9 protein-coding genes and 1 pseudogene are annotated in these 10,677 nt (G+C 71.6%); all 10 read left to right on the top strand.

Annotation, left to right across the window (positions count from 1 at the left end):
• Positions 1–607 (top strand): phenylalanine--tRNA ligase subunit beta-related protein (locus tag MXD58_RS11180; protein WP_518477789.1); only part of this gene is annotated, 607 nt, incomplete at its 5' end.
• 131 nt (positions 608–738) lie between these two features.
• Positions 739–1,767 carry an N-acetyl-gamma-glutamyl-phosphate reductase gene (gene argC / locus MXD58_RS11185; RefSeq protein ID WP_248839710.1) on the top strand — a complete coding sequence of 343 codons (1,029 nt, stop codon included), beginning with the start codon at positions 739–741 and terminating at the stop codon, positions 1,765–1,767.
• Between the two features lie 64 nt (positions 1,768–1,831).
• Entirely contained in the window at positions 1,832–2,992 is a 1,161-nt protein-coding gene (gene argJ / locus MXD58_RS11190) for a bifunctional glutamate N-acetyltransferase/amino-acid acetyltransferase ArgJ (RefSeq protein WP_248839709.1), read from the top strand.
• Positions 2,989–3,978: an acetylglutamate kinase gene (gene argB / locus MXD58_RS11195; RefSeq protein WP_248839708.1), complete on the top strand. Its 990-nt coding sequence runs from the start codon at positions 2,989–2,991 to the stop codon at positions 3,976–3,978. Before argJ ends, argB begins: the two co-directional genes overlap by 4 nt.
• A complete protein-coding gene (locus tag MXD58_RS11200) occupies positions 3,975–5,219 on the top strand; it encodes an acetylornithine transaminase (protein WP_248839707.1) in 1,245 nt (414 codons plus the stop codon). The genes argB and MXD58_RS11200 overlap by 4 nt, the downstream gene beginning before the upstream one ends.
• Positions 5,216–6,172 (top strand): ornithine carbamoyltransferase, encoded by a 957-nt coding sequence (argF, locus tag MXD58_RS11205; protein WP_248839706.1) that lies wholly within the window; start codon positions 5,216–5,218, stop codon positions 6,170–6,172. The genes MXD58_RS11200 and argF overlap by 4 nt, the downstream gene beginning before the upstream one ends.
• The gene (argR, locus tag MXD58_RS11210) at positions 6,172–6,837 is read left to right on the top strand and encodes an arginine repressor (RefSeq protein ID WP_248839705.1); all 666 of its coding nucleotides are present in this window, start codon (positions 6,172–6,174) and stop codon (positions 6,835–6,837) included. The genes argF and argR overlap by 1 nt, the downstream gene beginning before the upstream one ends.
• 13 nt (positions 6,838–6,850) lie before the next feature.
• Positions 6,851–8,053: an argininosuccinate synthase gene (locus MXD58_RS11215; RefSeq protein ID WP_248839704.1), complete on the top strand. Its 1,203-nt coding sequence runs from the start codon at positions 6,851–6,853 to the stop codon at positions 8,051–8,053.
• Positions 8,050–9,522, top strand: a complete 1,473-nt coding sequence (gene argH, locus MXD58_RS11220) for an argininosuccinate lyase (RefSeq protein WP_248839703.1) — start codon at positions 8,050–8,052, stop codon at positions 9,520–9,522. Before MXD58_RS11215 ends, argH begins: the two co-directional genes overlap by 4 nt.
• Before the next feature lie 5 nt (positions 9,523–9,527).
• A pseudogene (locus tag MXD58_RS11225) lies at positions 9,528–10,193 on the top strand (DNA-3-methyladenine glycosylase); the annotation flags it as partial.
• Positions 10,194–10,677 lie beyond the last annotated feature (484 nt).

The following is a 10,677-nucleotide window of genomic DNA, read 5'->3' on the forward strand; positions in this document are numbered from 1 at the left end:
CACAGGCCGGCGGGAGCCGAGCGTGCTGGGTGGCGCCGGCCGGGGGGCGGACTGGGCTGACGCCGTCGACGCCGGGCAGATCGTCGCCGAGGCGCTGGGACTGTCCCTGACTGTGGCGGCCGGGGACAGCATGCCCTGGCATCCCGGTCGCTGCGCGCGGCTGTCGATCGAGGGCCGCCTGGTCGGCAGTGCCGGCGAGCTGCACCCGCGGGTGCTCGCCGACGTCGGCCTGCCGCCGCGCTCGGTCGCGATGGAGCTCGACCTCGACGCGCTGCTCGAGATGGCCGCGGCCACCCCGGCGGTGGTGGCGCCAACGATCTCGAACTATCCGCCGGCGGACCGGGACGTGGCGCTCGTCGTGCCGACCCGGGTGCCGGTCGCCGAGGTCACGGCCGCGCTGCGGGACGGTGCCGGTGAGCTGCTGGAATCTCTGACGCTCTTCGATGTGTTCGAGGGCGCCCAGGTCGGCCCCGGCCAACGCTCGCTCGCCTTCGGTCTGCGTCTGCGCGCTGGTGATCGCACGCTCACCGCCGCCGAGGCGAACGCCGCCCGCGACGGTGCGGTCGCCGCGGCGGCCGACCGCACCGGTGCGGCCCTTCGCGCCTGACCCGGCGGGTCGGAGGCCTCGCGAAACGTTGCACATGACCGTCGCGGCCCTCCTCCCGGTCCACCCGCCACCGCCGACGCGTTCGCCCCATCTTATTGCATGGCCATGCGGCCGAGTGTATAAATTTGCGTATGGGACTGACGGCGGCGGTGGCGGGAGCCAGCGGGTATGGCGGCGGTGAGCTGCTGCGCCTGCTGCTCGGCCACCCGGAAATCGGTATCGGTGCTCTCGCGGCGAACACGTCGGCCGGCCTGCCGGTGACGGAGGTGCACCCGAACCTGATCGATCTGGACGGCCGCGTCTTCACCGACGCGCGGGAGCTCGCGGCATGCGACGCGGACGTCGTCTTCCTCGCTCTGCCGCATGGTCAGTCGGCGGCGGTCGCGGCGACGCTGCCGGCCGGCGTCCGCGTCGTCGACCTCGGCGCCGACCACCGCCTCGTCGATCCGGCGGCCTGGCAGAAGGCCTACGGCGGGGAGCACGCGGGCAGCTGGACGTATGGCATGCCCGAGCTGCCGGGTGCCCGCGCGCGGATCGCGTCCAGTCAGCGGGTCGCCGCCCCGGGCTGCTATCCCACGGCGTCGTCGCTCGCTCTCGCTCCGCTGCTCGCTGCCGGGCTCGTCGAGCCGGCGGACCTGAGCGTCGTCGCCGCCAGCGGTACCTCCGGCGCCGGGCGTTCAGCCAAGGTCAACCTCCTCGGCAGCGAGGTGATGGGTGACCTCACCGCCTACAAGGTCGGCACCCATCAACACCGGCCCGAGATCGTCCAGGCGCTGTCCGAGGTCGCCGGTACGGCGGTGAGCCTGTCCTTCACCCCGGTGCTCGCGCCGTTGCCCCGCGGCATCCTCGCGACCTGTTCCGGCCGGGCCGTCGCCGGCACCGACGCGGACGCCGTGTACGAGGCGCTGCGCGCGGCTTATACGGGCGAGCCGTTCGTGCGGGTGCTGCCTCCTGGCCGCTGGCCGCGGGCAGGGGCGACCCTCGGTGGCAATGCCGTCCACATCCAGGGCACGTATGACGCCGAGTCGGGACGGGCGATCGTCGTGTCCGCCATCGACAATCTCGGCAAAGGCGCGGCCGGGCAGGCGTTGCAGTGCGCCAACCTCATGCTCGGCCTGCCGGAGACGACCGGCCTGAGCGCCCAGGGCATCGCGCCGTGATCGTCGCCCCCTGACCCCGCGTCCGCGCGAGGTCCCGTCCACCCATCCGCCCGGGAGGGAAGCAGTGAGCGTCACCGCCCCACAGGGTTTTCGTGCAGCCGGAGTCGCGGCGGGTCTTAAGCCATCCGGGAATCCGGATGTGGCCCTGGTCGTGAACGACGGGCCGTCGGACACGGCGGCCGGAGTCTTCACCCGTAACAGGATCCAGGCGGCCCCGGTGCGCTGGACCCGCCAGGTTCTCGCCGACGGCCGGCTGCGCGCGGTGGTGCTCAACTCGGGCGGCGCGAACGCGTGCACCGGTCCGGCCGGGTTCGCCGACACGCATGCCACCGCGGAGCACGTCGCCTCCCCGCTGGGCATCGGTGCGGGAGACGTGGCGGTCTGCTCCACCGGCCTGATCGGTGTTCGCCTGGACCTGCCCGCGCTGCTCGGCGGCGTCACCGCGGCCGTGTCCGCGTTGAGCGGCGACGGCGGCGCTGACGCGGCCGAGGCGATCCGCACGACGGACACCGTCGCGAAGATGGCCGTGCGCACCTCCGGTGCGACCCCGGGCGTGACCGTCGGCGGGATGGGTAAGGGTGCGGCCATGCTGGCGCCGTCGCTGGCGACCATGTTGGTGGTGGTCACCACCGACGCGGTAGCCGACGCCGCCGTTCTCGACCGGGTGGTGCGCGAGGCCTCCCGGGTCAGCTTCGAGCGGGTCGACTCCGACGGCTGCCTGTCCACCAACGACACCGTGCTGCTGCTCGCCTCCGGCGCCTCGGGCGTGGCCCTGCCCGAGGCCGAGCTGACCGAGCTGGTCGCCGAGGTGTGCACCGATCTGGCCCAGCAGATGCTGGGGGACGCCGAAGGCGCCACGAAGACGATCGCGATCACGATTGTGGGCGCCGCGAGCGAGACCGACGCGCTGGAGGTCGGCCGGTCGGTGGCCCGTAACAACCTGCTCAAGTGCGCGCTCTACGGCAAGGATCCGAACTGGGGGCGGGTCCTGGCGGCCATCGGCACGACCCAGGCGGCCTTCGAACCCGACGCCCTGGATGTGTCCATGAACGGTGTGCGGGTCTGCCGCGCCGGCGCGCCCGGTGAGAGCCGGGATCTCGTCGACCTCTCCGGCCGGCAGGTCGACATTCTCGTCGATTTGCACGCCGGCTCCGAGGAGCTGACGGTCTGGACCAACGACCTGACCGACGGCTACGTCTACGAGAACTCGGCGTACTCCACATGAGCGGCGGTGTCCCCACCGGCCAGCGGGGCGCGGCCGCCAGCGCTCGTGGACACGCCGCGCTGGCGAAGACCCAGGTCCTCATCGAGGCACTGCCATGGCTGTCGCGGTTCCAGGGCGCGACCATTGTGGTCAAGTACGGCGGAAACGCCATGACGGAGCCGGCGCTGCGCGCCGCCTTCGCCGCCGACATCGTGTTCCTGCGCTACTCCGGCCTGCGGGTCGTGGTCGTCCACGGCGGCGGCCCGCAGATCACCGCGCATCTGGCGCGGCTCGGCGTGCAGTCGACCTTCGTCGGCGGCCTGCGGGTGACCACCCCGGAGACGATGGACGTCGTGCGGATGGTTCTGCTCGGGCAGGTCAACCGGGACGTCGTCGGCCTCATCAACGACCACGGCCCCTTCGCCGTGGGGCTCTCCGGCGAGGACGCCAACCTGTTCACCGCGCGGCGCCGCCCGGCGATCGTCGACGGCGAGGAGGTCGACGTCGGCCGCGTCGGCGACATCGTCGACGTACGCGCCGAGACGCTCGACGCCCTGCTCGACTCGGGCAAGGTGCCGATCGTCGCCTCGGTCGCCCGCGGAATCGACGGCGGTGTCTACAACGTCAACGCCGATACCGCCGCCGCCGAACTCGCCGTCGCCCTCAACGCCACCAAGCTCGTCGTGCTGACCGATGTCGAAGGCCTGTACGCTGACTGGCCCGCCAGCGACGAGGTGCTCAGTGAGCTGAGCATCACGGAACTCGAACAGCTCCTGCCGACCCTCGCGGCCGGCATGATTCCCAAGATGGAGGCCTGCCGGCGAGCGGTGCGCGGCGGCGTCCCGCAGGCCCACGTTCTCGACGGCCGCGTGCCGCACGCGATCCTTCTGGAGATCTTCACGGATGACGGCATCGGCACTCTGATCAGCCCGGATCCCGAATCCGCACCTCCAGTGCGGACGGACCTCGCCGCGGCCACCCCCGACCAGTCCGGAGACAGGACATGAACGCCGATCTGCTCACCCGCCGCGAGGCGGTCGTGATGGCGACCTACGGTCGCCCGGCTCTCTCGCTGGTCCGCGGGCAGGGCTCGCGGGTCTGGGACGACGCGGGGCGGGAGTATGTCGACCTGCTCGGCGGCATCGCGGTGAGCGTGCTGGGCCACGGCCATCCGGCGATCCGGGCCGCCGTGGTCCACCAGCTCGACACCCTGGGCCATGTGTCGAACCTGTACGCCAACGAACCACAGGTCCGCCTGGCCGAGCGGCTCGTCGAGCTGCTCGGCGCGCAGGCTCCGGCGGCGGGGCCGCCTCCCGGGCCGGGGGCGAAGGTCTTCTTCGCGAACTCCGGTGCCGAGGCGAACGAGGCCGCCATCAAGATCGCCCGGCGGACCGGCCGACCAGAGATCATCGCGGCGGAGGGCTCTTTCCACGGCCGCACCCTCGGCGCACTGTCCATCACCGGGCAACCGGCGAAACGCGCGCCGTTCGAGCCCCTGCTGCCCGGCGTGCGGTTCGTGCCCTACGGCAATGCGAACGCCCTGCGGGCGGCGCTCAGCGAACGCACCGCGGCGGTCTTCCTCGAACCGACGCTCGGCGAGGCCGGCGTGGTGGCGCCGCCGGAAGGCTACCTCGCTCAGGCGCGGGCGGCCTGCGACGTCACCGGGACCCTGCTGGTGTTCGACGAGGTGCAGAGCGGCATCGGCCGGACGGGCTCGTGGTTCGCTCATCAGACGGTGGGGGTGCGCCCCGATGTCGTCACCCTCGCGAAGGGCCTCGGCGGCGGCCTGCCGATCGGCGCCTGCATCGGGCTGGGCGCCGCCGCTGACCTCCTCCGCCCTGGTGACCACGGCAGTACCTTCGGCGGCGGGCCGATCGTGTGCGCGGCGGCGCTCGCGGTCCTCGACACGATCGCCGCCGAGGGACTACTCGACCACGCCGCCCGCCTCGGTGACCGGCTCGCGGAAGGCATCCTCGCCGCGACGATCCCCGGCGTCGTCGGGGTACGCGGGCAGGGCCTGTGGCGCGCGATCGAGCTGGACAGCGCGTTCTCGGCCGCGGTGGAGACGGCCGCGCGCCAGGCGGGATACCTGGTCAACGCGGTCGCCCCGGACGCCGTCCGACTGGCTCCGCCGCTGATCCTCACCGACGCGGAGGCGGATACCTTCGTGGCCGCCCTGCCGGGCATCGTCGCCGCGGCACGCGGGTTGGCGGGTACGGCCGAAACAGGCTCTAAGGTCAGCGCATGACGGCCCGACACTTCCTGCTCGACACCGACCTGACCTCCGCGGACCAGGCCGCCGTTCTCGATCTCGCCGACGCGCTCAAGGCGCGGCGGCGCACCCCCGGCCCGGCCGACCGGCCGCTGACCGGTCGCTCGGTGGCACTGCTGTTCGAGAAGCCCTCGACACGTACCCGGATCTCGTTCGACGTGGGAGTGGCCGAACTCGGCGGCCATCCGGTCGTGATCGACGCGACCAGCAGCCATATCGGGCGCGGCGAGACGATCGAGGACACCGCCGCGGTGCTCAGCAGATATGTGGACGCGATCGTGGTGCGGACCTTCGCGCAGGAGCGCCTCGAACGACTCGCCGCGGCGTCCAGCGTCCCGGTCGTCAACGCGCTGTCCGACCACGCCCATCCCTGCCAGGCACTGGCCGACCTGCAGACAATCCGGGAGCGGCGGGGCAGCCTGGCCGGCCTGACCCTGACCTACCTCGGTGACGGCAACAACGTCGCGCACTCGTTGCTGCTCGCCGGGACTCTCGCCGGTATGCGGATCCACGTGGCCTCGCCGCCCGGTTACGAGCCGTTCGAGCAGGTCGTTCGGCATGCGAACGAGATCGGCGCGGCCACCGGGGGCGAGGCGCTGGTCATGCACGACGCCCTCGAGGCGGCTGCCGACGCGGATGTCCTTTACACGGATGTCTGGGCGTCGATGGGGCAGGAAGACGAATCGGACAGTCGATCGCTGGTCTTCCAGCCCTACCGCCTCGACGAGAAGGCCGTGGAGGCCGCCCGGCCGGACGTGCTGGTCATGCACTGCCTGCCGGCGCACCGCGAGCTGGAGATCGCCTCCGCGGTGATCGACGGGCCGCACTCGGTCGTGTTCGATCAGGCGGAGAACCGGCTGCACGCGCAGAAGGCGCTGCTGTCCTTGCTGCTCACCGAGGGCGCCGACGGAGCAGGCGGGCCGCGGTGATGGCGGCCGGCGCACGGGTGCGGCGCGCCGCGCCCATGACCAAACACGCCAGGCAGGCGCGTCTGGCCGGGCTGATCGGACAGCGCCCGGTGCGTTCCCAGTCCGAGCTCGCGCGCCTGCTCGCCGCCGAGGGCCTGCAGGTCACCCAGGCCACCCTGTCCCGTGACCTGGAGGACATCGGCGCGACGAAGGTGCGCGGCGCCGACGGCGCACTGGTGTATGCCGTGGACGTCAATCTCGCGCCGGCCGAATCCGTCCGGTTGCCCCTGACCCGGCTGTGCGAGGAACTGCTGGTCTCGGCGGAGGCCAACGGCGATCTTGTGGTGCTCCGTACCCCGCCCGGCGCGGCCCAGCTGTTCGCCTCAGCGCTGGATCGAGAGGCGCTCGCGTCGGTCATGGGCACCATCGCCGGGGACGACACGGTTCTCGTCGTGTGCCGGTCAGCCGAGTCCATCGCCGGTGACGGCGATGCGACCGGGGACGGACCGGCGGGCGAGAGCGTCAGGGCCGGGCGTGAACCCCCCGGCGGCGTCGCGCCGCTGGGCGGTTCGGCGCTCGCGTCCTACCTGCTGTGGCTCGCGGATGGACGTACGCGGACGGTGCCGGGGCCAGCGCGCCCCAGCGCCCCCGGGTATGACCCAACCCGCAATTCGACTTCGACCTAAGGAGACAAGTCCCGTGACCGAACGCGTCGTGCTTGCCTATTCGGGCGGCCTCGACACGTCCGTGGCCATCGGCTGGATCGGCGCCGAAACCGGCGCCGAGGTCGTCGCGCTGGCGGTCGATGTCGGCCAGGGCGGCGAGGACCTCGAGGCCATCCGTCAGCGCGCACTCACCTGCGGTGCGGTCGAGTCGATCGTGGTCGATGCCCGCGCCGAGTTCGCCGAGTCGTTCGTCGCCCCGGCGATCCGCGCCAACGCGCTCTACATGGACCGCTACCCGCTGGTCTCGTCGCTGTCGCGGCCGATCATCGTCAAGCACCTGGTCGAGGCCGCCCGCGAGCATGGTGCTGACGCCATCGCTCACGGCTGCACCGGCAAGGGCAATGACCAGGTCCGTTTCGAAGTCGGCGTCTCCGCGCTGTCGCCTGGTCTGAAGGTGCTCGCCCCGGTACGGGACTCGGGCATGACCCGGGACAAGGCGATCGCCTTCGCCGAGGAGCGGGGCCTGCCCATCGACGTGTCGAAGCGATCGCCGTACTCGATCGACCAGAACCTGTGGGGCCGGACCGCGGAGTGCGGCATCCTCGAGGACCCATGGGCGCAGCCGCCGGAGGATGTCTTCGTCTACTCGGCGGATCCAACGGTCGCGCGGCCCGCGGACGAGGTGACGGTGTCGTTCACCGACGGCGTGCCCACCGGTCTGGACGGGCGCGCTCTGTCCCTGGCCGATCTGGTCGCCGAGCTCAACACGCGCGCGGGTGCGCACGGTGTCGGGCGGATCGACATGATCGAGGACCGGCTTGTCGGGATCAAGAGCCGGGAGATCTACGAGTGCCCGGCGGCGATCACCCTGCTCACCGCGCACCGCGACCTCGAGGACCTCACGCTGGAGCGGGACGTCGCCCGGTTCAAGCGGGGCATCGACCAGCGCTGGGGTGAAATCGTCTACGACGGCCTCTGGTACTCGCCGCTGAAGGTCGCGCTGGACGCCTTCGTCGACTCGGCGAGCGTCGGGGTGTCCGGGGACGTGCGGTTGCGCCTGTCCGGCGGCGTCGCACAGGTCGTCGGCCGGCGCAGCCCGGCGAGCCTCTATGACCACGCGTTGGCGACTTACGACGCCGGTGACCAGTTCGATCAGAGCGACGCGCGCGGGTTCATCGAACTGTGGGGTCTGCCGACCAAGGTCTGGGCGGCCCGCGAGCAGCGGCTCAACCCGTGACCTCAACGGATCGTCCCACTGAGGCCGCCGCGTCGGCCGCGCCCGCCGGCGGTCCGCCGGCGGGCGGTCCGCCGATGCGACTGTGGGGTGGTCGCTTCGCGGGCGGCCCGGCGGAGGCGCTCGCCAGGCTGTCGGTGAGCGTCCAGTTCGACTGGCGGCTCGCGCCGTACGACCTGCTCGCCTCGAAGTCCCACGCCGGTGTGCTGCACCGGGCCGGGCTGCTCAGCGAGGCGGAGTACGCCGCGATGCTCGCCGCGATCGACAACCTCGCCGAAGCCGTCACCGGTGGTGAGTTCCGGCCGACGGTGGAGGACGAGGATGTCCACACCGCCCTGGAACGCGGCCTGCTGGAACGCCTCGGCACACTCGGCGGCAAGCTGCGTGCCGGCCGCAGCCGTAACGACCAGGTCGCCACCGACCTGCGGCTGTACCTGCGCGATCATGCCCGCCAGGTTGCGGCTCGGCTCACCGAGCTGTCCCAGGCCCTGGTGACGCTGGCCGAGCAGCATGTTGACACGCCAGCGCCCGGAATGACCCATCTGCAGCACGCGCAGCCGATCTCCTTCGGTCACCAGCTGCTCGCGCATGTGCAGGCGTTCGTACGGGACGCGGACCGGCTGCGTGACTGGGATGTCCGGTCCGCGGTCAGCGCGCTGGGCGCCGGCGCGCTCGCGGGCTCGTCCCTGCCGCTGGATCCACAGGGCGTCGCGGCGGAGCTCGGGTTCGACCGGGCGTTCGAAAACTCGCTCGACGCCGTGTCCGACCGCGACTTCGCCGCGGAGTTCCTCTTCGTGGCCGCGCTCATCGGCGTGCACCTGTCGCGACTGGGCGAGGAGATCGTGCTGTGGACGACGCGTGAGTTCGGCTGGGTGGAACTCGACGACGCCTTCGCCACCGGCAGTTCGATCATGCCGCAGAAGAAGAACCCCGATGTCGCCGAACTCGCCCGGGGTAAGTCCGGGCGACTCATCGGCGGCCTCACCGGCTTCCTCGCGACCCTGAAGGGTCTGCCCCTGGCATACGACCGGGATCTTCAGGAGGACAAGGAACCGGTGTTCGACGCGGTGGACACCCTGTTGCTGGTGCTGCCCGCGTTGACGGGCACGGTCGCGACGATGCGAGTGCGTCGTGACCGACTCGCCGCGGCCGCACCCGACGGCTTTGCGCTCGCCACGGACGTCGCCGAGTACCTCGTGCGCAACGGGGTCCCGTTCCGCCAGGCGCACGAAGCCGTGGGCCAGCTCGTCTCCTGGTGCGTGGCGCATGACGTCGATCTCGATGACGTCAGCGACGACGACCTGGCGGTGATCAATCCGCTGCTGACCGCGGACGTCCGTGGCGTGCTGTCCGTGACCGGCGCCCTGCAGGCCCGGTCCGCCCCCGGCGGCACCGCACCCGACCGGGTCCGCGATCAGATCGACGCGCTGCGCCCCGTGCTCGACCGGGATCGTCGGTGGGCGACCGGCTGACCGACATGCCGCCGTACTCGGCTGCGTTCTTCGACCGGCCCGTGCTGGCGGTCGCACCGGATCTTCTCGGTGCGACCGTGCGGCACGGGCCGGTCGCAGTTCGGATCACGGAGGTGGAGGCGTACGGGGGCCGGGACGACCCTGCCTCGCACGCCTATCGCGGGCCGACGCCGCGCGCCGCGGTCATGTTCGGTCCGCCAGGCCACGCGTACGTGTACCTCAGCTACGGCGTGCACTGGTGTCTCAACGTCGTGTGCGGCCCGGTGGGAGACGGCTGCGCCGTGCTGATCCGAGCCGGCGAGGTGACCGCGGGCGCGGCCGCCGTTCGGGATCGGTGGCCCGCGCTGGCGCAGCGAGACCTCGCCAGGGGGCCGGGTCGCCTCGGTCGGGTCCTGGGCGTCGGCCCGGGGCTGACCGGGACACCGGTGACCGGAGGTGGTCCGCTGGTGGTCGGCCCGGCGCGAACCCAGTCGTCCACCGTGTGGCGGCACGGCGCCGAGGGCGACGCCGGGTCGACGCCTGGACCGCGGTCCGCCCATCGGACCGCGGCGGGGCCAACGTCGCCCCAGAGCGATCAGCGGACCCAGGTGCGCAGTGGCCCGCGGGTGGGGATCAGAACGGCTGTGGACCGGCCGTGGCGGTTCTGGCTGGCCGATGACGAGACCGTGAGCGGTAGGCGCCAAGGCCGTCCTACCAGGGGATCCGGTGCGGCTGGGCTCCTGGACGGAGCAGCGGCGGCGCCTCGACCGTCTCTGGGCCAGAACCCCAAGCCTCCCATATCAGAACATCACAACGAACCACTCCGGGGTTGGTGTGACATAGCTCACACATCTGAGAGAGGGATTGATTTGACGCCTACCGTCATCCACCCGTAATGTTCTCTCTGTCAGCGCAACACGGCGGCCGCCGAAACCGACGGAAGCCGACCCGCTGACAGGCTTCCCCCTCGGGGGTCGCTAGGACTGCGAGTGCGAGGCGGCCCCTTCCAGGGCGAACCGACTAGCATCGCCCCTAAATTTGAGAAGATTGCACAAAAAACCGCGCGATTGTGGCATCTCTCCAGATGTTCGATCGTCAAGCGTCTGCTCCTTGAGAACTCAACAGCGTGCCGATTGTCAGTGCCAAATATGTTTGACCCCGTTCATGGCCTGGCTG

The sequence above is a fragment of the Frankia sp. AgKG'84/4 genome, assembly GCF_023242965.2.
GTDB lineage: Bacteria > Actinomycetota > Actinomycetes > Frankiales > Frankiaceae > Frankia.

Bases quoted from the DNA above. Each gene is read 5' to 3' on its own strand.
- argF (WP_248839706.1), top strand. From the start codon at position 5,216: ATGACGGCCCGACACTTCCTGCTCGACACCGACCTGACCTCCGCGGAC.
- argC (WP_248839710.1), top strand. From the start codon at position 739: ATGGGACTGACGGCGGCGGTGGCGGGAGCCAGCGGGTATGGCGGCGGT.
- argB (WP_248839708.1), top strand. From the start codon at position 2,989: ATGAGCGGCGGTGTCCCCACCGGCCAGCGGGGCGCGGCCGCCAGCGCT.
- MXD58_RS11200 (WP_248839707.1), top strand. From the start codon at position 3,975: ATGAACGCCGATCTGCTCACCCGCCGCGAGGCGGTCGTGATGGCGACC.
- argR (WP_248839705.1), top strand. From the start codon at position 6,172: ATGGCGGCCGGCGCACGGGTGCGGCGCGCCGCGCCCATGACCAAACAC.